The sequence below is a fragment of the [Ruminococcus] lactaris ATCC 29176 genome, assembly GCF_025152405.1.
Classification (GTDB): domain Bacteria; phylum Bacillota; class Clostridia; order Lachnospirales; family Lachnospiraceae; genus Mediterraneibacter; species Mediterraneibacter lactaris.
The window spans coordinates 2,105,901-2,129,326 of the sequence record NZ_CP102292.1; the positions used below are offsets into that span (position 1 = coordinate 2,105,901).

A 23,426-nucleotide genomic window follows, 5' to 3' on the forward strand; every position below is an offset into this window, starting at 1 on the left:
CCGGATCTTACTCCCTTACAAGAACTTTTACGATTTCTCCAAGATACATCGTATGATAATCTTTCTGAGGATACCATTTTTCATCCGGTCCATCTACCGTGAAAAATTCCGGCTTCATTGGCTGTGCATACAATTTCCTGCATACAAATACCAGATCCGCCTCCTCATAGGTTGTCGTTCCTTCCACATAATACGGTGTCAGTCCTGCCTCTTTATCTTTATCACAGTCACGTCCCGATTTTGTACCACACAGGTTCAATGCTTTTCTGTACTCTTCTTTAAAGAAGGAAAGTGTATACATATCCTCTGCATCCACAAATTCTTTCGTGTATCTCTGAGGACGGATATATGCAGTAGCTACATTCATTCCCCACATAATACCTACGCCACCCCAACTTGCAGTCATCGTATTGTGCTTCTCTTCATTTCCCGCCGTGATCAGCATCCATTCTTTTCCAATCTTTGTAAAAGGATTAAATGTAAGGTCTTCAATCTTTACTTCTTTCAGTGCCATTTTATTTCCTCCTTGCAAGACAGCGTTACTGTCCATAACCTCTGTGACCAGTAACGCTGTTATTTCTATTTTAATATTCTTTCTATTATTTTACAATCACTCTGCGGAAATTTTTCTTTCCCTTTTTCACGATCTTTCCTTCGCCTTCAAAGTCAGCCGGAACATACGCTGTCGCAATGTCTGTGATCTTCTCTCCATCCACAGATACACCGCCCTGGGTCACAGCACGTCTTGCTTCAGATCTGGATGATGCCTGTCCGCCTTTTACAAGAACTGCAAGGATATCAATCTTTCCATCCTGAAAATCTCCCTCTTCCAATTCCGTTGTCGGCATATTATCAGCATTTCCCTGACTGAACAATGCTCTTGCACTTTCCTGTGCTTTCTTTGCTTCTTCTTCACCGTGAACCAGCTTTGTCAGTTCATATGCAAGAATCTCTTTTGCAGTATTAAGCTGTGCACCTTCCCATGCATCCATCTTATCAATCTCTTCCAGTGGAAGGAAGGTCAGCATGCGGATACATTTCAGTACATCTGCATCTCCGACATTTCTCCAGTACTGATAGAAATCAAACGGAGAAGTCTTCTCTGGATCAAGCCACACTGCACCTGACTGGGTCTTTCCCATCTTCTTTCCTTCTGAGTTTAGAAGCAGCGTGATCGTCATTGCACTTGCATCTTTTCCAAGCTTACGACGGATCAGCTCTGTACCTGCCAGCATATTACTCCACTGGTCATCTCCGCCAAACTCCAGATTACAGCCATAATTCTGAAACAGTTCGTAGAAATCATATGCCTGCATGATCATGTAGTTAAACTCAAGGAAACTAAGTCCTTTTTCCATTCTCTGTTTATAACACTCTGCGGTCAGCATTCTGTTGACTGAGAAATGCGGTCCGATCTCCCGGAGCACTTCAATATAGTTCAGATCAAGCAGCCAGTCTGCATTATTCACCATCAGTGCTTTTCCCTCTGAAAAATCAATAAAGCGGCTCATCTGCTTCTTAAAGCAGTCACAGTTATGCTGGATCTGCTCCGGTGTCATCATACTTCTCATATCAGATCTTCCTGAAGGATCTCCAATATAACCTGTACCTCCTCCGATCAGTGCGATCGGTTTATTTCCAGCCTCCTGAAGACGCTTCATCAGACATAATGCCATAAAGTGTCCTACATGAAGACTGTCCGCTGTCGGATCAAATCCGATATAAAATGTCGCCTTTCCGTTGTTCACCAAATCCCGGATACGCTCCTCATCTGTTACCTGTGCGATCAGGCCTCTTGCCTGAAGTTCTTCATAAATTCCCATGATCTTTTCTCCTCTTAAAGACTATAAAAAACGCCCTTACTGCATCTCGCAATAAGGACGAATCTCTCGTGGTACCACCTTAATTCGCTGACCTTTCTCTGTCAGCCTCTTTTGTGCTATAACGTGCAAACTCCGTCGCAGCCTACTCTCCTGTCTGCATTTATCTTTTCCTCAAAATACAGTGGATTTCAATGCGAAGCTCCAAGATGTATTCGCTGACAGTCTTCCATGTGCCTCTCATCAGCCGGCAACTTTCTGTATGTCCCTCTGTCCGCTACTTCTTCTCTTCACAGCCTTCTTTTATTACCTGATTATATTCGGACATTCCCATGTCCATTCCTCTCAGATATTAGACTATCTCATCCCTTTTGTCAAGACCGGAAATATTCTTTAAGACTTTCACAGCCTCCCGGACTGCTTCTTCGTCTGTCTGCCAGATTTCAAATTCACTTATGCCAGGCATCCCCATCGGAACTCCCTGCCTTCTAAACTCCATTCTACTTTCTTTCACAGTCTTTCCCGACATATGAAATGCTTTCAGTCCGGTATATTCATGCAGCTTACTGATCACCCCCGGATTGATTCCTGCTCCTGCAAGGATTTCGATCCTGCCTTTCGCTCTTTCTTCCAGCTCTTTCAACATTTCTCTTCCATTCCATGCAGAATCTTTCTGTCCGCTGGTCAGGATCGTATCGATCCCAAGGCTGACACATTGTTCCAGCGTTTCATATGGATCTTTACACACATCAAAGGCCCGGTGCATCGTCACTTTCATATCTCCTGAAATCCTGACAAGCTCTTCCATCTGCTCTACATTCATTGTCCCATCCGGTCTTAAAATTCCGATCACAACTCCGTCTGCCCCGAGTTCCCGATACATCTGAACCTCTTCTTTCAACATTTCAAACTCATATTCATCATAACAGAAATCCCCGAATCTCGGACGCAGAAGAGTCCTGATCTTCAGGTCTGTATTTGCCCGTACACCTTTAAATAATGCAGGATCCGGTGACAGTCCTCCGATCACCAGTCCGGAACAAAGCTCAATCCTCTTTGCACCGCCCTTTTGTGCCGCTGCCGCTGATGCTACACTGTCAGTACAGATTTCCAAAGTATATTTCATCACATTTCCCTCTTTCTGCTTTTACATTTTCAGCTTTTCTTATTCTCACTGCTTTATCCACATTTTACATCAATTTCCCTTCCTTTTTCCACCCCGGTCTTTTCTTTTTCTTCCAATTATATAGAAAAGCCGGGTGCACAGCCAAATCCTTCAGCCATGCCCCCGGTCATTAAAAGGGATTACTTATTCAATTTTATACGTTCTTATTTGCAGAGTTTCTTGAACTCATCAGCTACGAACTGTACTTTCATTCCAACGATTACCTGAACTGCAGTTTTGGAAGGACGGATAACACCTGCTACTCCGGCAGATTTAATCTTCTTCTCATCAACCTTAGTATAATCGTTGATTTCAAGACGAAGTCTTGTAATGCAGTTATCGATAGACTTAACGTTCTCTTTTCCGCCAACACCTTCAAGAATGATCTTAGCTACTTCTGTGAAGTCATCGTTAGAAAGAACTGCTGACTTCTCAGCTTCGTTGTCATCATCATCCTCACGACCAGGTGTCTTCAGGTCGAATTTCACGATTGCGAAACGGAATACTACATAGAATACTACGAATGCTGCAATACCAAGCGGAATGATCAGCCATGTCTTAGCTGCTGCCGGAAGGGAAGCAGAGAAGACCAGGTCAGTCAGACCAGCTGAGAAACTGAATCCGGCACGGAATCCAAGCAGAACTGTAACTACTGTAAAGATACCATAGAGTAATGCATATACAAGGTACAGTACCGGTGCAAGGAACATGAAACCGAACTCGAATGGCTCTGTAACACCGCAGACAAATGCTGCGATTGCTGCTGAAGATACAAGACCGATTGCTGCTTTCTTCTTGTTGCTCTTAGCTGTATGTACCATTGCAAGAGCTGCTCCCGGGATACCGAACATCATACATGGGAAGAATCCTGACATGTACATTCCAAGGCTCCATGATACATCAGCAGATGTCTCTCCAGCCCAGAAGTGAGACAGGTCTCCAAGTCCGATTGTATCGAACCAGAATACGTTGTTCAGTGCGTGATGCAGACCGAATGGGATCAGCAGTCTGTTAAAGAATGCATAGATACCAGCTCCAACTGCTCCAAGTCCTTCGATACCTTTTCCAAGTGCAACCAGTGCTCCGAAAAGTACAGGCCATACAAAGAGAAGAATTGCAGATGCAATAATGGAAACCAGTCCGGCTATGATTGCTACGCAACGCTTTCCACTGAAGAATGACAGCCAGTCAGGAAGTTTCGCACTCTTAAATTTGTTATAGCAAAGAGCTCCGATGATACCTGCAAGGATACCGATGAACGGGTTCTCGATCTTGCTGAATGCGATAAAGTTTGTAGTTCCCTCTTCCAGTGTCTTAATAACTGAAACTGTTCCTGTAGACAGAAGGTTTGTGATCATCAGCCAGGAAGCAAGAGCTGCAACACCAGCTGTACCATCATTATCATCTGCCATACCAACACCAACACCAATTGCAAAAAGAATTGCCATATGGTCAATCAGGGCACCACCTGCTTTAACAAGAAAGAACCCAATCTGCTGAACAACACCTGTGATGTCACCACCCTGCATTGTTTCCGGGCAGAGTGCATATCCGATACCCATAAGGATACCACAGATAGGAAGACAAGCAACAGGCAGCATAAGAGCTTTACCTAATTTCTGTAAAAATTTCATAATTTTCCTCCTTCTCAAAATCTCTCATTGCTGAATCCCTTTTATCTATTTTAACCGGTCATGATTCCGGTCAAAATCTAAGTTGTACGCTGCTTTCAGGCAACAGCCACGCCTATTTTTCGATAATGACTGCGTCATCTCCGGCTTCTACCTCTTTACCGGTCACGCCTTCTACTGATGCATAATCCATTGTATTGCAGACAAGCATCGGAGTGATCGTATCATATCCTGCAGCCTTTACCTTATCAAGATCAACCTCTAAGAGAAGATCTCCCTTCTTAACCTTGTCTCCTGCTTTTACGTGACCTGTAAATCCCTCTCCGTTCATCTTGACTGTATCAAGACCTACATGGATCAGAATCTCTGTCCCTTCTTCAGATACAAGGCTGACTGCATGGAGTGTATCAAATACCATACCGATCTCGCCATCTGCCGGAGCATAAATCTTTCCTTCTGCCGGAATGACTGCCATTCCTTTTCCAAGCATCTCCTCTGCAAAAGTCGGATCATTGACCTCTGAAAGAGGTACTGCCTTTCCCTTTACCGGAGCTCCAAGAATCATTTTATTATCCTTTTTCTTAAAAAGTCCACCAAACATTTACATTTCCTCCTGCTTTTTATCTTCTATTTTTATATTGATTGCATTTTTATTCTTCTGCCATTGTAATCCTTCGTATGTGGATTGCAAGATACATCACTTCTTCACCGGATAACCTGCACTCTGCGGTCTTTTCTATATAATCCGCTACTTTCTTACTGCAGGCAAATTCTTTCGGATACTTTTGGCTGATCATGTCCGCCAGATCACTTTCTTCGTCCGGCAGAAGCTCTTTCCTGTAAACTCTCTGAAGCAGAAATTTCATATGAGTAATAAACCGCTCATAATGAAGCGTCCCTTCATCCAGCTTGATACCAAGCTCCCTCGTCACGATCTCCAGAATTTCTTTCATCTGATTCGGGAAACGCAACGCATCCCGGATATTGGTTCCATACTCTGCATTCACAAAATGAAGTGCAATAAACCCTGCCTCATCTTCCGGCAATTCTACCTTCAGACGCTCTTTGATCTGGGTAATCGCATATTTTCCGAGTTCATACTCCTGAGGATAAAACCTCTTGATCTCCCACAACAGTGCATTTTCAAGGTTGATCCCCTTTGCACATCTCGCAAGTGCAAAATTAATATGATCCGTAAGCGTCACATAAATGCTCTGATTCAGCTTCAGTTTCAATGCACCTTTTGCATAAGAAATAATATCACTCGAGATCTTTGCATGCTCCAACGGGACTCCGGCAAGCAGCTCTTTAAACTGATCTGCCACGCTTCCGCTTTCGATCCTGAAAATCTTTTCTATCTTATCTTCAGGGATCTTTGCTCCCGGTCTGCTTCCAAAACCGATCCCGCGTCCCATGACTACGACTTCTCTTCCCGTCTCATCAAAAGCTGAAACAATATTATTATTGATCACTTTTTCTATCGTCATACAACCGACCTTCCAAAATAACGTACCGACTCCGACACGCTTTTCATGTCTTACTGTTCCTTCTGCTAAATGCAACTCTTTCACCAGAAAACTTCCTGTGAAAATAAAAACCAGACCAACTGAACATACATCATCACCGTATGCTCATTGAATCTGGTTTTGCCTGCCTTACAGTAACAATCCGTTGACTTATTTCGTAACTTCAGTCTATCAAAAATCACGAGGAAAGTCAACCGATTATTTTATTTTATTTTTATACTATTTATATTTTTTTAATAAACATTCTCATTTAGTTGTCAGATTTTTACAATCTGCACCGAACTATATTGAAAATTATCTAGGTATCTTTGACAGTGCAGCCTTATCAGCAACGATCGTCACATCTCTGTGGAGCTGAAGGATAGACGCCGGAACTTCCGGTGTTACCGGGCCGAAAAATGCCTTTGCAACGATATCTGCCTTTCCTTCTCCATTAACAACCAGAAGGATCTTCTTTGCTTTCATGATCGTTCCGATTCCCATTGTATATGCCTGTCTCGGTACATCATCTGCGGATTCAAAGAAACGTTTATTTGCCTCGATCGTGCTTTCTGTCAGATCTACGCAGTGAGTTGTAACAGCAAAGTCTGCTGCAGGCTCATTGAAACCGATATGTCCATTATGTCCAAGTCCGAGAAGCTGGATATCAACTCCACCCATGGACTCGATCAGTGCTTCATATCTTGCACACTCTTTCTCTGCATCTTCCTGAGTTCCGTCCGGTACATTTGTATTCTCTAACTTAATATTTACACGGTCAAATAAATGCTTATGCATGAAATAATAATAGCTCTGGTCATTGTCACGGGTCAGTCCTCTGTACTCGTCAAGATTTACTGTTCTTACCTGAGAGAAATCAACATCTCCTTTATTATACCAGTCTACTAACTGATCGTATGTTCCGATCGGTGTAGAACCTGTTGCCAGACCCAGTACACAATCCGGCTTTAAAATAACCTGTGCTGAAAGAATATTAGCAGCCTGTCTGCTCATCTCCTGATAGTCTTTTGTCTCATAAATCTTCATCTTTTTTCCTCCTCAGCTCTGACTTGTCTCATCATATTAGATTCTTTGCAAATACCGGACCTGACTTCTTATATCCAATCCTTCTTATCCGGCAGATATCGTTCTGCACTGTCAGATAAAGAAAACCAGACTTTCAGTCCATAAAGCAACCTTTATTTTCCGAAATCTGGTTTTGCCTTCTGATAAGTAACAATCCAGTATTTTCAACTACTGTTAATCTTAGCAGTGAAACGTTCTATTGTCAACACCTCTTTGACCTTTGTGGGAAAATGTTACCGCCTCTTTACTCCCTCAAATTCATACAGATATACATCCTCCAGCGTCGGGCTGACTTTCACTGCATCATATTTAACGGGACACTTGTCCGCAATCACCCGCACGATGATCTCGCCGTCTCTGCGGAACAGATTGCTGATTTCATATTCTTTCTTCACTTCCGCCAGTTCATCCTGGCTGATGCACAGTTCATAAACATGACCGTAAATCCTCTTTTGCAGATTTTCCGGGCTGTCCTGATCCACCAGTCTCCCGTTTTTCATTAATAAAATTTCTTTAGAAATAAATTCGATATCCGATACCACATGGGTTGCGATCAGTACAATCCTGTCTTCACTCAGATCTGAGATCAGGTTCCTGATCCTGATCCGCTCTTTCGGGTCAAGTCCGGCAGTCGGTTCATCCAGGATCAGAAATTTCGGATCATTCAGCAATGCCTGCAGCAACAGCACCCGCTGCTTCATTCCACCTGAAAGTTCTTTCAGTTTCTTCTTTCTTACCTTTTGCAGATTCAGAAGCGGGAGCAGCTCGTCCATTCTTCTCTGGATGTCCCTGCTTTTCATCCCTTTCAGCGTTCCCATATAAGAAATAAAATGTGTAACCGTAAAGGTATCATAAAGCTGTTGCTGCTGCGGCATATATCCCATAATTTCCCGATAAGATGCCCCCAGGTTCAATATTTCCTCTCCATCATACAGGACACTCCCGGAATCCCGCAGAAGATTATCCGTCAGAATATTCAGCAGTGTACTTTTTCCGGCTCCGTTGGGACCAAGGATCCCGTAGATACCATTTTCAAATTCTGTTGTAAATTTCCACAATGCTTTTTTCTTTCCATAACTTTTACACAGATCCTGTATCTTTAATTCCATATCGCCTGCCCCCTCTTCTTATAGACTCTGTGCAGAACGGTTCCTGCCGCCAATGGAAGGACTCCCCAAAAGACCAGTACCGTCAGTGCAAACTGCATTCCTCCTGACTGTAGCAGACGGTGTCCGTCCAGTAATGTATTGATGCTCCAGGAATGAATCATTCCAAGTCCGCCCCATTCCATGACCAGCGTACCGCCAAATAACAGAACCGACAGGATCAGTGTCAGCATCGTATCTTTTAAGACTGCCGACAATGCTGTCACGCACAGGATCACCACATACAAAGTTCCCAGCTGCAACAGAAGCAAAAGCAACACATACGCCCACACCGGACAGTTAAAAACCGATGTCCCTGCAAATCGCATGGAACGGACTTTTGCCGTCCATCCTGTCAGTGGATAATTCTGAACGATCCGCATCACAACCGGTATCTTTACAAGAACGAACATGACAGTAGTGACTCCCGCTGCCACTCCAAGTTTTACCCGCAGAAGTGTTCCCCTTCCTTTCTTCGTACTCTGCAGAAGATTCATCACCTTCAGGTCATATTCCATCCCAAGAAGTCCTGCAGCACTGTATACTGCCACAAGAACACAAAGCAACTCTCCGATCAGCCTTCCTTTCATGGAAATCTCTCCAAACAACTGCTCATATCCACCTTCATAGATCAGCTGCTGTTCGTCCGTTCCTGCTGCCCGGTTATTTTCCACCACATACTGAACCTGTTCATATGCTCTCATGAACCCACTGTACTGATACTGTATTTCCTCCTGCCGGCTGCTGATCTCCTCACTGCTCAGTCCGCACTGCTCCGGGGTCATGGAATAAATGTCATCATAACGTTTCTTTTCATTCTCAAAAGTTTCCAGTTTCTCCTGCGTCAGTTCTCCCTGTCCTTTGGTCATATAATATTTATAGTATTCTTCTTCCACGCTGTTCCATATCATCAGACCTCTTCCGAGAAGAATTGCTCCATACAATACTGCCACGCACACCCACACTGTCCGGTTCGTCAGAAAACTTTTGAAACTCTCATGCCATACCAGGCTGTCCGAAATAAAGCCTTTTTTCTTCCGCTTCCTTCTTTTTTTACCCCGGGCAGTCTTCCGGAGTTTTCTCCATAGTTTCTCTGTACCTCCCTGTCTGCCAGATTTTGTACCATATCTGTGGCTACAAAATGTGGTCAGATTCAGCACGATAAAAAGAAGCAGCAGACACGGCAGCACAATCGGAAAAATCCTCATTGCATTGACCGGATATTCAAAAAAATCAAGATTATGATACTTCGTAAAAAGCGGATATATTTTGATATACTCCACAAGATTGATATACTTCAGTCCGTCCGCATAAGAGACTGACGGGAGCAGCACGGTCAGCAGATATTCTGCAACTGCTCCTGTGCTGATCGCGAGAATCGCTCCTGCCGGTGTCCCTGCCTTTTGTGCGATCCATATCATCAGCAATGCAGCCGCATAGCACACCACCAGTTTCAAAAGCAGATACATCCACAGATATTGCCCTGCTGTCAGTCTGAACGGACTTTCATAAAACGCTGTCACTGACTGAAGGGGACGTGTGAGATTTCCAAAACCATACTGATGGAAAATAAAAAGATAATTACTTCCATATAGCAGCAGAACCAAAAGTCCCGTAATCCCTGCCATCACTCCCAGTTTTGCACCGATGACCTCTGCCCTGCCACGGCTGGCAGACCTCAATAATGGATACAATTTATTCTTTTTCTCATCAAGGATCAGGAAATAAACTGCTGCCATCAACAGGATCGTCATGCACAGATCAGTAAAATCTGCCTTTGTTGCCTTTACAATACCATCCGACAGATCAAAGGAAAGCTTCGTTCCTTTCAGTTTCTCATAAGCCACAGGAGTCACTTTTGCGTTTCTCCAGGCAAAGGTTCCTTCATCCGAGAAAATAGAACCTGACATTTTTGCACTTCTCTCTTTGATCTCCTCCAGATATTCATCATATTTTTCTGTCTGGATCCATTCTCTCGAAAGCTTTTTAAATAATTCTTCTTCCATATACTGGTTGCCTGTATAGTGGGCATTTTTCTTCGCTTTCTGCTCTTCCAGCCATTGTCCTTTCGATTCTTCCGGCTGCTCCTGAAAATCTGTATAAAGCTGCCGGACAGAAGATGCCGGAAATTCCATCCGGATCTGCTCCGAAAGATTCCATAAATTAAATAACAAAAATACTGCACATAAAAACCAAAAATAACGAAAAGAGAAAAACTTCTCCCATTCATATTTCAGATGCCGCATCCGCATCCCCTCCTCCCGAAACATCCCCTGACCCTTTTAATACTAAATCATTTGCTGCCGGTCATATTGCCGTCTTCATCCACCGGATTCTTGATTCCTGTATTCTTTTTCGAGCATCCGGTTCCTGTGATCAGCATTGCAACGATACTGCCTGTTAAAACGAAAACTTTTCCCCTTTTCCTCATCTCCAGCACCCCTTTTTTTAATATCACCAACCAGTTACTGTCCGTTTATCGGATTTCCATTTTCGTCAACCAGTTCACCCATAGCTGTCATATGTGGCTTTATCACATTTTTTATGACACTTTTCTCATTGACTAAATCCTCCCACTCCGTGTATGCCTGCCAGTCGACATTGTCCTGAAAACCATTGGATTCAAAATCCTTTAAATACCAAAAGTACATTCCTTTCTCTGTTGCACATATCACATCATAGAAATGAGTACCTGCAACCGGAAGTTGTTGTGGCATCGACAGTTCCTGTATTTTTCCATTATGATCCAGTAAGAACATCTTCTCTTCTCGCTCCTCAGTCCATGTTCTGACCCAGTACACGATTCCTTCCTGACATTTTCCACACAGGTCTGATCCTACAATATTCCCTCCGGCATTCTCCAGAATTTTCTCATTTTCAAGGCAAAGCTTATTTTTTCTACTGTCAATATCATATTGATAAAGATTTCTTTCTCCGCCCTCAATACTCAGATAATAAAAGCTGTTTTCATTTTCTTCAGGTAAAATCCGCTCATATCCGCTTTGAAATAATTCAATCTGTTCCGATTCACATGACTCATAATCCAGCTTGTAAAATAAAGTTTCATTATCATTGATCAAAGAATAAATCTGATATTCTTCAGTTCCTCCAAGTAATTGAAATCCCAAAGCGTCTTTACATTCTACAGAATCTAACTGCGTTGCCTCAAAAGTATCTAAATTTAGTTTTTTCAATACTGAAATCCACTTCATATTTTCCTGGTCATCCACTTCAGGCATTGTTGCTACATAAAAAAATGAATCTTTCGCAATTACGCCTTCATTAATGAACATATTAGAACTTTCCAGTTTTTTCTTCACCTTCCGGTTGCTCCCGTCTATATCAGAACTGTAGATTTCTTCATTTCCTTTTGAATCTTCACTGATTCCGAGCAGCTTCCCCTTATATGGAAACACTCTTGCCCCGTCAATCGCTGCATCACATTCTGTATCAGCATCTTCCGCTTTTGAAAGATGCCTGCAGTCCGGTTTATTGCAGACCGGAATTGCATCCTGCGTTGTGAAATCTACATAATAAAGGATTCCGCTTGCATTTGTAAAATAGCCTGTCCTGGTTATTGTATTCCCGCCATATATTTCCATATAATCCGACCCGATCGCTGCTCTTTTTTCCTGAGGGATACGCCCCGCACACCCACATACAGACAACACGATCATTCCTGCAAGGATTCTCGATCCGAACTGCCTTTTTCCCCTTTTCTTCATCTCTAACACCCCTTTTTCTTTTAATTTATCAAGTATGACTTAAGAGAGCCTTTGGAGAAAATGAAAGAATTTCTAAAGAAGATTTCCTGCGGATGAAATATGCGGACTATGTACTACTTTTATTTTTCCCTCTTTATCGAACAGCTCCGACCAGCTAATATACGCATACCAGTTAATAAGATCTCCCTCTGTATCTGATTTTTCATTGTTCGCCTGATAAGAAAAGAAAAAGCCTTCCTTTGTGGTACTTCTAATTCCGCTCAGCCACGCTGCTTCTTCCGGCAGCCGCTCACTAAGCCCTGTTCTCAGAATTTCCGTCCCCTTCTTTACATACAGTTCATTTTCGGGTAATATCCTGAATAAAACCGTTCCCTCATGCTCTCCTTCTATCACAAGTTCTATCTCCGTAGCCGCAGTAATTTTTTTCAGTTCTCCCGCTCCCACAACAGAACTTATTTTTTCTGTCTCAGTCTCATATTTATAAATCTCTTTTCCATCATTTCCTACATAGTAAAGAGCCTTTCCGTCATCTGACATTTTTATTTTTGAATAACTTCCTGTATTCAATAGTATCGAAACCGTCTCTTCATTCAGATAATCAAATCTGTAATACTCTGCACCACGGTCTTTTATTACCGCATAAAACTGATACTCCTCATTCCCTCCCAACAGGCAAAAACTTCGTGCATCCTTTATTTCTAAAATTAGTTTTTGATCCATGGTATCTAAATCCAGTGAACATAACTTCCAGACAGGTGTCTCAGTCGCTTCTCCTGATCCGGTTATCTCTCCTGTTGCATCATTCATCACCATACTGACGTAATACAGCTTATTTTTTCTCACAACTGCATCCGTCAAGAGTGATCCGGTATCAAAAGTTCCTCCACTTTTGGGATTGCTCCCATCTAAGTCTGACAGAACCAGTTCACTCTTCCCATTTTCTGCTGTCCTGATACGATAAAGCTTCTCCTTATATGGAAAAATTCTTACCCCATCACAAACTGCATTGCATTGTGTATCTTCATCTTCATATACCGACAAATGACGACAATCCGGTTTATTACAGATGGGGGTACAAATCTGATTTTTGTAATCTGTAAAATATGCAATTCCTTCCATTACCTGAAAATCTCCTTTTTTTGTTACAGCAGGATGCGTTCCAAATAATTCCATATACCCGGATTCAAATTGATCTTTCACAGCAGAATTTTTTTCTTTCCCACATCCGCTCAAAAGCACAAAAATAATTCCAGTTAATAAAAATAACTTTCTTTTCATTTTGTCACCTCCGTCCGGTATATAAAGTCTCTTTTACTTTGTATTATATTTGGATTTCCCCTCTCATTTCCGAAAATGTAACAAATACCCCCTTTTTATGTAATAATTCACACAAAAAGAGGGTATTATTTTCAATTTTATACCATATCCATCTATTTTCTATATCAATATACTTCTATATCATTTCTCTTTCCCACAGATTTACCGTAACTTTAAATAAACCTGACTTCATCTGATATTCCCAAAAACCATCATATTTTTTTACAATCTGTGCAATACTTCCCATCCCAAATCCATGGTTTATCTTATCTTTCTTCTTTGTCTGAAGTGTCTCTGTATCTTCATTGCATGGATTTTCGCAGTGTATCACTACTCCGCTATTCTGATATTCCATCAGAAGCCGGATCTTTTTTTCTCCCTGAAACTCCTGGCATGCCTCGATTGCATTATCCAGTAAGTTCCCCAGCAGTACGCCTAAATCTGTTCCCTGAATTTTTAACTGTTCCGGTATGTGAATATCAAACTCATATTCTATCTGAGCCATTTCCATTTTCTGTAACTTCAGATTCAGGATTCCATTTACAACTGCATTTGCAGTAAAAATTTTCTGTTCTGCCGCAGTCATCTGCTGAAGAAGTGTCTCAATCTCCTTTTTTCCTTCTCCCACTTCTCCATTTTCAAGATAACCATAAATGCCCGACAATTCATTTTTTATATCATGCCTGATTCTTCGGATTTCCTGCTGATGTTGTTCTAATTCCCTGTAATGGGCTGATTCATATTCCAGTTCTTTTAACTGATTCCGGATCATTTCCTCTTCCCTGAAATAAACTTCCTGCCTGCGAAAAAGCACATATAATACTACATTGATAATCAGAATAAACAGGATCAGCATCACTTCCATCCACACATTGATCTGCTCTCTTGCAAACTGATCCTCTGTCACAATTACAAGCAGAACCGCACTAAGTGCCGGGATGACCAGTAGTTGTCCCTGTATATCCCTTTTCTCTGTATCTCTCTTTTTTCTTGACAGCAAATAGAAGAAAATTGTTGCAATAATCCGGATTTCTCTGGAATATCTCTTTCCCAGCAGGATCACTGCCTCCTCCTGATTTCCCATGTCACTGATCCGGATATCATATGCTCTTGACAGCCCCACAGCCACAACACCTTCAGCTAAAAATGCAAAGACTAAATAGAGCAGTCCAGCCAGAATTTTCCTCTTCACCCCACCCTCAAAAAAGGATAAAAGAATGAACAGTTCTATCACTGCAATCAATATATTTATATTCGCATCCTGAAAGTAATGATTTCCGATTGTTCCAACTTCCGAAACTCCAATCAGAACCAACCAGTCCAGCACCTTTCCAAACCTTACTTTTCTTTTTAAAAAGCACGATACGAATAAATAGGTCTGTATCACCTCAATTATTGGTATTATCATATCATTCCCACTCTCATCTTCGCATTTCCAGGCAATAATTCTGAAATGCCCTGTTAAACCGATCTTTATATTTCCTTGTCACCGGAATTTCTTTTCCTGACTCCATCGTGATCGTATCTTTCCGCACACTTCGTATTTTCTCAAGGTTAATGATAAAAGAAGTATGAACTCTCACAAGCAGACTGCCTTTTAACTCCTGTTCCAGGTCATTGAGCCGCACATAAAATTCACCGCTGCCTCGCCTGCTGCAGATCCGCACTTTTCTTTTTTCACTTTCTATGTACTCAATCTCTTCGTGATAAAAGATCTCCACTCCTGACTGATTTTTTAAAGCAATCCGGTTTCTTTTTTTTGACAGATACCGGAAAGAACGCAATAATGCCTGTCTTACTTCCACCTCATCCAATGGTTTCACCAAATAATCCAGTGCCGATACCTGAAATGCCTTACGGATCATTTCTTTATAATTTGTTGCAAAAAGGATCACTGCATGGTCATCTTTCTCCCTGATCTTTTCCGCCAGTTCCATTCCCGTCATCTGACCAAGCTGAATATCCAGCAGATAAAGATCATAAAAAGGATTTCCTTTGTCCAGTAATTCTTCTGCCGATGAAAATACTTCGCAACTCCCATTGATCCCGGCTTCTTCCATACACTCACATACCTGCTTTTCTAAAAAAAGCTGAAGTGCCTCTTCATCTTCGCAGACCACTGCCTTCAACTTTCCATTCCCCCATCCCTTATAAACTCGTTCTAAATAATTGACCCTCACCAGGCTCAGCTTTCAACCGTCGGCCCTTACCGCCCGTCTGCACTCTTCCATCCAGATAATCGATCTTCATCAGTGTCAGTCCCTGCGGCGGCACGGTCATTCCCGCTGCCTGCCGGTCTTTTGCCTCCAACATCGCAGGGATCTCTTCCGGATCGATCAGTCCTCTTCCGACTCCGATCAGTGTTCCGGCAAGGATCCGCACCATATTGTAAAGAAATCCGTTTCCTCTGACCCGGAATGTGATCACATTTTCTTCCCGGATCACTTCCAGCCGGTATATGGTGCGGACTGTATCTTCTACGTGCGTATGCACATTACAGAAGCTTTTAAAGTCATGCTCCCCCTCCAGATATCCTGCTGCCTGTCTCATCCGCTCCAAATCCAGCGGAAAAGAGACGAAATAAGTATCTCTCCTCCTCATCGGATCGGGAAGTTTCTGATTCAGCACCCGGTATTCATAGGTCTTTTCTGTATTGCAGTGTCTTGGATGCCAGTCTGCCGCCACCTCGCAGGAATCAACTACTACGATATCTTCCGGGAGCAACGCATTCACGGCATAAAGAAACCGTTCCGGTGGAATGGAAGATTCCGTATCGAATACCGCTACATTTCCTCTCGCATGAACCCCTGCGTCTGTCCGGCTCGCCCCGATCACCTTTACTGTCTGCCCGGTCAGCTGAGTCAGTACCGTATTCAGTTCTCCTTCTATCGTTGCCACATTATTTTGGACCTGCCAGCCACAGTAATCGGTTCCGTCATAGGCAACTGTCAGTCTGATTCGTTTCATTCTTTTCCTGTCCTCTTTTTCTATTATCTGATTATCAAAAAATCCATATCTTAAATGGAATATATCTTCCTGCACCTACAATCGCCACTAAATACAGCAGTGTGATCAGATAAGCAACTCTGTCGTTTCTATGATACTGCAATGGTTTCATCTTTGTTCTTCCATCCCCGCCATGGTAACATCTTGCTTCCATTGCCATTGCAAGATCATTCGCCCGTCGGAATGCAGATACGAACAGTGGCACAAGGATCGGGGTCATCGCCTTTGCCCTTTGCAGGATATTTCCCGATTCAAAATCTGCCCCTCTTGCGATCTGTGCTTTCATGATCTTATCCGTCTCTTCCAAAAGAATTGGAATAAAGCGGAGAGCGATCGACATCATCATCGCGATCTCATGCACCGGAACATGGATCCGGTTCATCGGATGAAGCAGCTTTTCGATTCCGTCTGTCAGGCTGTTCGGGGTCGTCGTAAATGTCATGATGGAAGATCCCATCACCAGAAAGATCAGTCTCACCGTCATAAAAACGCATGTCCGCAGACCGCCCTCCGTGATCGTAAGGATTCCATAATGAAAGAGGATATTTCCATTCCTCGTAAGGAACAGGTTCATCAGCACCGTAAAAAGCAGCAGGATCACGATGGGTTTCAGTCCTCTGACAATAAATTTTACCGGTACTTTTGAAAGTCGGATCACCATTGCAAGAAATGCAAATGCAACTACATATCCTAAAATACTGTTCTGTAAAAATAAGGAAACCAGGAATGCCAGCGTGCAGACGATCTTCACCCGTGGATCTAACCTATGTACCTGACTCTGTGCCGGATAATATTGTCCTATTGTAATATCACGGATCATGCCTGCACCTCTCTTTCTGCCTTTCGGGTCTGCTTCAGGCATTTCATGATCTCATCTGCGGCTTCTTCTACCGTTGCCGCATCTGCTGACACTTCAAATCCCTTTTCTTTCAGGTCATGCATCACGTAAGTTACCTGCGGTGCAGCAAGACCGACTGCCTCAAGTTCTTTATAATGCCGGAAGACTTCCTGCGGTGTTCCGTCCAGCATTTTTTCCCCCTGGTTCATCACGATCAGACGGTCTACATATTTTGCCACATCTTCCATGCTGTGGGATACCAGAACTACTGTCATCCCGGTCTTTTCGTGAAGCTGTGCCACCTGATCCAGAATCTCGTCCCTTCCCTTCGGGTCAAGTCCCGCAGTTGGCTCATCCAGTACAAGTACCTTTGGATGCATGGCAAGAATCCCTGCGATCGCCACACGCCTTTTCTGCCCTCCTGAGAGTTCAAATGGAGACTGATGATAATATTTCTCCGGGAATCCGACTAACTGCAATGCCTCTTTTGCCTGTGCCTCGCATTCTTCTTTTGAAAGCCCCTGGTTCTTTGGACCAAAGCAGACATCACTTAATACATCCACTTCAAATAACTGATATTCAGGATACTGGAACACCAGTCCGACCTGCGTGCGGAGCTGCTTCATATCGTATCCTTCTTCATAAATATTTTTTCCTTCATAGAGCAGCCTTCCTGAGGTCGCTTTCATCAATCCGTTCAGATGCTGGATCAGAGTAGATTTTCCTGAACCGGTATGACCAATGATCCCGACAAACTGTCCCTGTGGAATCTCAAGACTGACATCCTTCAATGCGTGCTTCTCGTAAGCGGTTCCCGGATTGTATACATAACTGAGATGTTCTAACGTAATCGACATAATGCTTCTACCAGTTCTTCCCTTCTTAAAATTCCTTTTGGCAGATCCACTCCACGGCGGATCAGCTCATCTGCCAGCATCGTAACCTGTGGTACATCCATCCGATATTTTTTCAGTTCATCAACCCGGCTGAAAATTTCCCGTGGTGTGCCATGCATAACGATCCGGCCATCATCCATGACAAAGACCTGATCTGCATCCACCACTTCTTCCATATAATGAGTGATCAGGATCACAGTCACATTTTTTTCTCTCCGAAGCTTTTCCACTGCATGAATTACTTCTTTTCTTCCATTTGGATCCAGCATGGCAGTCGGCTCATCCAGTACAATACATTTTGGCTCCATTGCGATCACTCCTGCGATCGCCACTCTCTGCTTCTGACCGCCTGAAAGCTTATTGGGAGAATCTTTTCTCCGGTCCAGCATCCCGACAGCACGCAGACTGTCCTCTACTCTTTTCCATATCTCTTTTGTCGGAACTCCGAGATTTTCCGGTCCGAATCCGACATCCTCTTCTACCACCGTTCCGATGATCTGGTTGTCCGGGTTCTGAAAGACCATTCCGGCACTCTGCCGGATCTCCCACAGTTTCTCCAAATCCTTTGTATCTTTTCCGTCCACCCACATTGTCCCGTCTGTCGGAACAAGGATCGCATTCATATGCTTTGCCAGTGTGGATTTTCCTGAACCATTATGCCCCAGCACTGCCACAAAAGACCCCTGCGGAATGTCGATGTCCACTCCGTCAATGGCTCTGCGGCTTCCGATCACATTGCCGTCTTCGTCTCGTTTATCATATTCAAATACAAGCTTTTCAGCACGTATCATGCCCATGGTATACCGCCTCTCCTGAATCGTATTTCATCGAGTTTCTAATTTCATTTATCCAACGGATTTTATTGTACGGTATGACACGGGAATTTGCAAGCCGGGAATGCTGAAAGCCTTCTCCGGATATCCCCATCTCTTCAGGAATGCTTAAACCCTTCCCCGAATACTTCACTCGTCTCAGTGAACATCAGAAATGCGGTCTCATCCGTCTTTCTCACTGCCTCCTGAACCATATAGGCTTCCGACTTGGAGCAGGCACACAGCAGTACACTTTTCTGTTGTCCGGTATACCCTCCGGTAGCTTCTAAAATGGTCACACCCCGGTCTGCATTTTCCCGGATCGCTTTTGCCGTCTTTCCCCCGTCAGACGTAATAATGATCGCAAGTGTTCCTGCCCCGATCCCGTAAAGAACTTTATCGATCACCACCACCGACACAAAGGTAGAGATCAGTCCGTACAGCACTGCATCCACATCCCCGAATACCGGCCAGCCAAGAAGAATGACTGCAAGATCGATCATCAGGGTGATTTTCCCAAGCGAAAACGACGGATGCTTCTTTTTTATTGCCATAGTCAGAAAATCGATTCCTCCAGAGGACGAACCCCGCAGATAGAACAACACCATTCCTCCGCCCAGCAAGACTCCTGAATAAACTGCTGCCAGCAGACGCTGTCCGCGGTACAGTGGAAAAAAGGGAAATACAAGATCCAGAAAAAAGGTTGAAATAAGCATGGTCACCGCCGTCTTCAGAAGAAACTTTTTTCCTACTACTTTATAGCTGATCAGAACTAGCGGAACATTTAAAATCAGGGTCATGATCCCCACCGGCAGTCCCCACAGATGATTCAGGATCAGGACAAGTCCTGATACACCGCCCGGTGCAAATCCTGCTGCCCCGGCAAAGGTATCAATCCCTGCCGCATACAAAATACTTCCTGCTATATTATATAAGAAATCATACAGATGCGATTTTTTCATAATAAAAGAGCATACCTTTCCTTTTTATCGTACTCAGTATGCTCCGTTTAAGCTCGAATTATTCTTTATACAGATTCATAGATGTCGGGGGCAAAAGTCCCCGACTCTGCCATCTGTACAAATCTGCTTTATAAGAAGATTTATTCATCTTTCAACGGATTTTCAATACTTACCTTGTGATCATACCACACGCCTTTTTTCCCGATCAGAGCCAGATCAAACTCCTGATCGATCACTGTAACCGGAATATCAAATCCATAAACCTCTTCCGTAGTTCCATCGGAATAGGTCACCGTATCTACGGTCGGCTGCAGAAGTTCTGCTCCATCCTTCTGGGCATCCTCTGCCTTACCAGGGAACAGATTGACAATATTCTTTGAATGAAGGGTGACATGAAAGACCATCTTTCCGTCTTTCACAGTCAAAGTTCCCTTTCCATCCTTTGTCTCATTTGCATGAAACATCGAACTGTCTGTATGAAATTCTGCAGTATATACACCATCTTCCAGTCCTGCATCTTCTGCTGCATTTTTCTTTTCCGAAGATTCTTCTGCTGTTCCTTCCTCTTTTGAAGAATCCTGTTCTGTCTGTACTTTCTTAGTATCTTTCGTATCTGCCTTACCGCCACATCCTGCAAGCATTGAGGCAGTCATCATAACAGAAAGTGTCACTGCCAACAGTCTTTTTCTCATGAAAAATAATCTCCTATTCTGCATCCATTGCTGCTTTTGTATGAGCTACATAAAGCTGCTGGATCTCTTTAATCTCACCTAAACCGGCAATCTGAGTCTCAATGTTGTCAAATGCGTCTGCCGCTTCAAACTGGCTCTTCCAGGAATCATCATCATCGCCTGCCATATCATTATTGGCATGATCTCCTGCTACAACCATCAGCGGACGAAGTACAACATTTTTGTATCCTGCTGCTTTGATCTTTTCAATCACTGACTCACAGGAAGTCTCTTCCGGTTCACCTTCTACTGTTCCGATAAATACATTCTCATATCCAAGCTGTTCCATCTGCGTCTGCATCTGGGAATAGCTGATCTTTGCTGTATGGGATGTTCCATGTCCCATAAATACAAATGCTGTTCCTGCTTCTTTTGCAGCATCCAGGCTTTCATACTCGGTTACTTTTACTGCCTCTGCTGTGATCGCTTTTGCTACGGCTTCCTTATCTGCATTGATCACAGTTGCATCGGAACCAACTTCTCCAAGCAGTGGCTCTGCAATTTTTACTGACTCGAACTTATCTTTATAATTTTCCACTGCTTCTGTCAGCTCATCATATTCTGCACCATGCATCAGATGCGTCGGCTGCACGATCAGATTCTTGACACCGTTCTTTACAGCTCTTTCTAAAGCCTGATCCATATTATCAATCTTTTCTCCGTCACGTGCCTGAACATGGTTGATGATGATCTGAGCCGTAAATGCTCTTCTTACAGACCACTCAGGATAAGCTGCCTGAAGTGCCTTTTCAATTCCACCAATATCCTCTGCACGGCTGTCATTAAAGGAAGTTCCGAAACTTACAACTAAAAGTTCATTTTCCCCAATCTCATCCTCATTCAGTGGATCATCTTTTGATGCGTCTCCCGTATCTCTTCCGAAATAATCCGGGTCTGCATTTTCACCTTCTACTAACTCTTTCTGTGCATCTGTCAATGCATCCCATGCCTTCTTTGCAGCTTCGCACTGCTCATCTGTCTTGTCTGTCCTCTCCTGCACATAAATATCATCAATCAGCTTTGCCACTTTATCTGCCGCCTCCTGATCTTTTTCTTTGGTTGACTGTTCAGATTTGGTTGAATTGTCGTCACTGTTCTTTCCACCACATCCACTTAACATGGATATTCCAAGTGCAGTTACCAGAAATGCTGTCAATAATTTTTTCTTCATCTTTTCCTCCCTGATCTTTGATCAATGCTTTTTGGAACAGAACGGTTCAGATATACAGATATACACCGACTCTGGCTTTTGTCTGCATAAATAAGTAAATAAAACCCCCGTTAAAAAACGAGGGTTCAAATAACATCTGCTTCGCACGAATAAACCGTCTTCTTATAAAAAACAGTCTGTCATCTTTTTCGTACCGCCAATTCCTCGTGGCCTGAACTCTTCGTTCCTGTACTGCGAAAGGCAGGTCTCCCGGCTGATCGTTCAGACGCATCCAGCTTACCTTCCCGGTCTCCCAGTGGTCTTACGGCTGTTGCTCACGAAATACGGTGACGAGTTCGTACAGGATTCGCACCTGTTTCCCTTTTCACCAGTCCTGACATTTTGTCCGACTGACACCTTACGCATCTTTCATTTAATTGTAACGGGGATATTCTAACACCTTCCCTGAAGATCTGTCAAGAAATATCCCTCTTACCTTTTTGCTCCTCCAAAGTCCTGCGTAATCTTTCAGTCTCTTCCTCCGCTGCTTTTGCACGCTTTTCCGCTTCTTCAATTTCTTCTTTTGCCTTCCTTTTCACCTCATCAACTTCCTTTTTCGCTTTCCGCTTTGTCTCGTTCAGTTCTTCTTCCATCTCATCGATCATCAGCTTTACTGTATTTCGATCCATAATTTCCAGTTCTTTTGAAAACATCTCCATCATCCCTTCCATATTCAGGCACAGAGTGTAGATTTCTTCATAAATTTTCTGAAATTCAGGATTCCTGTCCAACAGTTTCATAATCATATCCGGATCATCCTGACTTAGAAATACCAACCACTCTTCCAATTTATTCTCTATCTTTTTATCTTTATTGTGGATGATGTTATTAAAAATGTCAAGACATACAAATGTATACTCCTGTAATAGATTGATCTCCACGCCGGTATCGCTTGTCTGTCGGAATCGATGCAGGTACAGCTCTGCTGAAAATTTTCTGAATTCACTGCCACTCTTTTCAAACAAGACGATTGTGTATACTTTTTTTATATTTTTATAGCTGAATGTTGCACCCAGTTCCTCCCTTGCTCTTTTATACTGTCTCAGTAGCAGATCCGCCGAATAGCACGCACTTCTCTCTCCCGGGAACAGATACCCGATCTTCTGCACCTCTACATTTGCAATACTTCCGTCCTCCAGCTGTACTACAACATCCATCACCAGCAGGGAACTTTCAGCCGCAATCCTTGCAGACTCATTTGGCAGTACCTTTAATACTTTCACTCTCTGTCCCAACATCTCTGATATAAAATCATTAAACCGATCCGGTCTGGTATCAGGATTCATAATAGCTTTAAAATAAGTATCATATAATAATTTGATTCCCTTCACTCCCGTACATAGATCGAGATATTCCTGCTGACAGGTTTCTTTCCATCCACAAAAAGTTTTCCACAACTCTTTATTTTCTCTTAATTCTTCAAGCACCTCCCCTCTTGTCCTTATGATTGGAAAATAATTTTGCAGTTTGTTCTTCATAGGCAATTCCTTTCTTCTGATGATTTTTTTCTGACTGTTCTCTGCAGATTTTCATTTTGACCATTTATTTTAATTACATTGAATCGATGCTTTGAATAA

Annotated in this window: 22 protein-coding genes, 1 riboswitch and 1 other annotated feature; all 22 genes read right to left on the reverse strand. The window is 43.1% G+C overall.

The window, feature by feature from the left end; genetic code table 11:
- Positions 1 to 7: 7 nt before the first annotated feature.
- The 22 genes from NQ541_RS09880 to NQ541_RS09985 all read right to left on the reverse strand — a co-directional run bounded on the left by NQ541_RS09880 (position 8) and on the right by NQ541_RS09985 (position 23,327).
- Complete coding sequence (locus tag NQ541_RS09880) at positions 8 to 514, reverse strand: flavin reductase family protein (RefSeq protein WP_023920974.1); 507 nt, start codon at positions 512 to 514, stop codon at positions 8 to 10.
- An 85-nt stretch (positions 515 to 599) separates the two neighbouring features.
- On the reverse strand, positions 600 to 1,823 hold the full coding sequence (gene tyrS / locus NQ541_RS09885; protein WP_005611628.1) for a tyrosine--tRNA ligase: 1,224 nt from the start codon (positions 1,821 to 1,823) through the stop codon (positions 600 to 602).
- Positions 1,824 to 1,873: 50 nt separating this feature from the next.
- Positions 1,874 to 2,123: a binding site (T-box leader), on the reverse strand.
- Between the two features lie 49 nt (positions 2,124 to 2,172).
- Positions 2,173 to 2,946 (reverse strand): copper homeostasis protein CutC, encoded by a 774-nt coding sequence (locus NQ541_RS09890; protein ID WP_005611626.1) that lies wholly within the window; start codon positions 2,944 to 2,946, stop codon positions 2,173 to 2,175.
- 203 nt (positions 2,947 to 3,149) lie between these two features.
- Positions 3,150 to 4,619 (reverse strand): N-acetylglucosamine-specific PTS transporter subunit IIBC, encoded by a 1,470-nt coding sequence (nagE, locus tag NQ541_RS09895; protein WP_005611624.1) that lies wholly within the window; start codon positions 4,617 to 4,619, stop codon positions 3,150 to 3,152.
- Between the two features lie 112 nt (positions 4,620 to 4,731).
- Positions 4,732 to 5,217, reverse strand: a complete 486-nt coding sequence (locus tag NQ541_RS09900; protein WP_005611622.1) for a PTS sugar transporter subunit IIA — start codon at positions 5,215 to 5,217, stop codon at positions 4,732 to 4,734.
- Positions 5,218 to 5,266: 49 nt separating this feature from the next.
- Positions 5,267 to 6,103 carry a BglG family transcription antiterminator LicT gene (licT, locus tag NQ541_RS09905; protein ID WP_044940820.1) on the reverse strand — a complete coding sequence of 279 codons (837 nt, stop codon included), beginning with the start codon at positions 6,101 to 6,103 and terminating at the stop codon, positions 5,267 to 5,269.
- A gap of 333 nt (positions 6,104 to 6,436) precedes the next feature.
- Positions 6,437 to 7,168 (reverse strand): glucosamine-6-phosphate deaminase, encoded by a 732-nt coding sequence (gene nagB, locus NQ541_RS09910; protein WP_005611617.1) that lies wholly within the window; start codon positions 7,166 to 7,168, stop codon positions 6,437 to 6,439.
- Positions 7,169 to 7,440: 272 nt separating this feature from the next.
- A complete protein-coding gene (locus tag NQ541_RS09915) occupies positions 7,441 to 8,316 on the reverse strand; it encodes an ATP-binding cassette domain-containing protein (RefSeq protein WP_005611615.1) in 876 nt (291 codons plus the stop codon).
- Positions 8,307 to 10,598, reverse strand: coding sequence for an ABC transporter permease (locus NQ541_RS09920; RefSeq protein ID WP_044940814.1), 2,292 nt, complete (start codon positions 10,596 to 10,598; stop codon positions 8,307 to 8,309). The genes NQ541_RS09915 and NQ541_RS09920 overlap by 10 nt, the downstream gene beginning before the upstream one ends.
- A gap of 47 nt (positions 10,599 to 10,645) precedes the next feature.
- Complete coding sequence (locus NQ541_RS09925) at positions 10,646 to 10,783, reverse strand: hypothetical protein (RefSeq protein ID WP_155813741.1); 138 nt, start codon at positions 10,781 to 10,783, stop codon at positions 10,646 to 10,648.
- Positions 10,784 to 10,817: 34 nt separating this feature from the next.
- Positions 10,818 to 12,077 carry a hypothetical protein gene (locus tag NQ541_RS09930; protein WP_005611608.1) on the reverse strand — a complete coding sequence of 420 codons (1,260 nt, stop codon included), beginning with the start codon at positions 12,075 to 12,077 and terminating at the stop codon, positions 10,818 to 10,820.
- A 72-nt stretch (positions 12,078 to 12,149) separates the two neighbouring features.
- On the reverse strand, positions 12,150 to 13,355 hold the full coding sequence (locus NQ541_RS09935) for a hypothetical protein (protein WP_005611605.1): 1,206 nt from the start codon (positions 13,353 to 13,355) through the stop codon (positions 12,150 to 12,152).
- Between the two features lie 175 nt (positions 13,356 to 13,530).
- Positions 13,531 to 14,802: a sensor histidine kinase gene (locus NQ541_RS09940; protein WP_005611601.1), complete on the reverse strand. Its 1,272-nt coding sequence runs from the start codon at positions 14,800 to 14,802 to the stop codon at positions 13,531 to 13,533.
- Positions 14,803 to 14,815: 13 nt separating this feature from the next.
- Positions 14,816 to 15,574, reverse strand: coding sequence for a LytR/AlgR family response regulator transcription factor (locus NQ541_RS09945; protein ID WP_005611599.1), 759 nt, complete (start codon positions 15,572 to 15,574; stop codon positions 14,816 to 14,818).
- Complete coding sequence (truA, locus tag NQ541_RS09950) at positions 15,543 to 16,361, reverse strand: tRNA pseudouridine(38-40) synthase TruA (RefSeq protein WP_044940809.1); 819 nt, start codon at positions 16,359 to 16,361, stop codon at positions 15,543 to 15,545. The genes NQ541_RS09945 and truA overlap by 32 nt, the downstream gene beginning before the upstream one ends.
- A gap of 34 nt (positions 16,362 to 16,395) precedes the next feature.
- A complete protein-coding gene (locus NQ541_RS09955) occupies positions 16,396 to 17,220 on the reverse strand; it encodes an energy-coupling factor transporter transmembrane component T family protein (protein ID WP_005611595.1) in 825 nt (274 codons plus the stop codon).
- Positions 17,217 to 18,095 carry an energy-coupling factor transporter ATPase gene (locus NQ541_RS09960; protein WP_005611592.1) on the reverse strand — a complete coding sequence of 293 codons (879 nt, stop codon included), beginning with the start codon at positions 18,093 to 18,095 and terminating at the stop codon, positions 17,217 to 17,219. Before NQ541_RS09960 ends, NQ541_RS09955 begins: the two co-directional genes overlap by 4 nt.
- On the reverse strand, positions 18,080 to 18,931 hold the full coding sequence (locus NQ541_RS09965; protein ID WP_005611590.1) for an energy-coupling factor transporter ATPase: 852 nt from the start codon (positions 18,929 to 18,931) through the stop codon (positions 18,080 to 18,082). The genes NQ541_RS09960 and NQ541_RS09965 overlap by 16 nt, the downstream gene beginning before the upstream one ends.
- 134 nt (positions 18,932 to 19,065) lie before the next feature.
- Entirely contained in the window at positions 19,066 to 19,908 is an 843-nt protein-coding gene (locus NQ541_RS09970; RefSeq protein ID WP_005611586.1) for a YitT family protein, read from the reverse strand.
- Positions 19,909 to 20,048: 140 nt separating this feature from the next.
- Positions 20,049 to 20,600 (reverse strand): hypothetical protein, encoded by a 552-nt coding sequence (locus NQ541_RS09975; protein ID WP_023920938.1) that lies wholly within the window; start codon positions 20,598 to 20,600, stop codon positions 20,049 to 20,051.
- A 13-nt stretch (positions 20,601 to 20,613) separates the two neighbouring features.
- Positions 20,614 to 21,810: a sirohydrochlorin cobaltochelatase gene (locus NQ541_RS09980; protein WP_005611582.1), complete on the reverse strand. Its 1,197-nt coding sequence runs from the start codon at positions 21,808 to 21,810 to the stop codon at positions 20,614 to 20,616.
- 222 nt (positions 21,811 to 22,032) lie between these two features.
- Positions 22,033 to 22,225, reverse strand: a riboswitch (cobalamin riboswitch).
- A 40-nt stretch (positions 22,226 to 22,265) separates the two neighbouring features.
- Positions 22,266 to 23,327 (reverse strand): PD-(D/E)XK nuclease family transposase, encoded by a 1,062-nt coding sequence (locus NQ541_RS09985; protein WP_005611579.1) that lies wholly within the window; start codon positions 23,325 to 23,327, stop codon positions 22,266 to 22,268.
- Positions 23,328 to 23,426 lie beyond the last annotated feature (99 nt).

Bases quoted from the DNA above. Each gene is read 5' to 3' on its own strand.
- NQ541_RS09915 (WP_005611615.1), bottom strand. From the start codon at position 8,316: ATGGAATTAAAGATACAGGATCTGTGTAAAAGTTATGGAAAGAAAAAA.
- NQ541_RS09960 (WP_005611592.1), bottom strand. From the start codon at position 18,095: ATGTCGATTACGTTAGAACATCTCAGTTATGTATACAATCCGGGAACC.
- nagB (WP_005611617.1), bottom strand. From the start codon at position 7,168: ATGAAGATTTATGAGACAAAAGACTATCAGGAGATGAGCAGACAGGCT.
- NQ541_RS09930 (WP_005611608.1), bottom strand. From the start codon at position 12,077: ATGAAGAAAAGGGGAAAAAGGCAGTTCGGATCGAGAATCCTTGCAGGA.
- NQ541_RS09965 (WP_005611590.1), bottom strand. From the start codon at position 18,931: ATGGGCATGATACGTGCTGAAAAGCTTGTATTTGAATATGATAAACGA.
- truA (WP_044940809.1), bottom strand. From the start codon at position 16,361: ATGAAACGAATCAGACTGACAGTTGCCTATGACGGAACCGATTACTGT.
- NQ541_RS09975 (WP_023920938.1), bottom strand. From the start codon at position 20,600: ATGAGAAAAAGACTGTTGGCAGTGACACTTTCTGTTATGATGACTGCC.
- NQ541_RS09925 (WP_155813741.1), bottom strand. From the start codon at position 10,783: ATGAGGAAAAGGGGAAAAGTTTTCGTTTTAACAGGCAGTATCGTTGCA.
- NQ541_RS09890 (WP_005611626.1), bottom strand. From the start codon at position 2,946: ATGAAATATACTTTGGAAATCTGTACTGACAGTGTAGCATCAGCGGCA.
- NQ541_RS09970 (WP_005611586.1), bottom strand. From the start codon at position 19,908: ATGAAAAAATCGCATCTGTATGATTTCTTATATAATATAGCAGGAAGT.
- nagE (WP_005611624.1), bottom strand. From the start codon at position 4,619: ATGAAATTTTTACAGAAATTAGGTAAAGCTCTTATGCTGCCTGTTGCT.
- NQ541_RS09900 (WP_005611622.1), bottom strand. From the start codon at position 5,217: ATGTTTGGTGGACTTTTTAAGAAAAAGGATAATAAAATGATTCTTGGA.
- tyrS (WP_005611628.1), bottom strand. From the start codon at position 1,823: ATGGGAATTTATGAAGAACTTCAGGCAAGAGGCCTGATCGCACAGGTA.
- NQ541_RS09920 (WP_044940814.1), bottom strand. From the start codon at position 10,598: ATGCGGCATCTGAAATATGAATGGGAGAAGTTTTTCTCTTTTCGTTAT.
- NQ541_RS09980 (WP_005611582.1), bottom strand. From the start codon at position 21,810: ATGAAGAAAAAATTATTGACAGCATTTCTGGTAACTGCACTTGGAATA.
- NQ541_RS09935 (WP_005611605.1), bottom strand. From the start codon at position 13,355: ATGAAAAGAAAGTTATTTTTATTAACTGGAATTATTTTTGTGCTTTTG.
- NQ541_RS09985 (WP_005611579.1), bottom strand. From the start codon at position 23,327: ATGAAGAACAAACTGCAAAATTATTTTCCAATCATAAGGACAAGAGGG.
- NQ541_RS09955 (WP_005611595.1), bottom strand. From the start codon at position 17,220: ATGATCCGTGATATTACAATAGGACAATATTATCCGGCACAGAGTCAG.
- licT (WP_044940820.1), bottom strand. From the start codon at position 6,103: ATGACGATAGAAAAAGTGATCAATAATAATATTGTTTCAGCTTTTGAT.
- NQ541_RS09880 (WP_023920974.1), bottom strand. From the start codon at position 514: ATGGCACTGAAAGAAGTAAAGATTGAAGACCTTACATTTAATCCTTTT.
- NQ541_RS09940 (WP_005611601.1), bottom strand. From the start codon at position 14,802: ATGATAATACCAATAATTGAGGTGATACAGACCTATTTATTCGTATCG.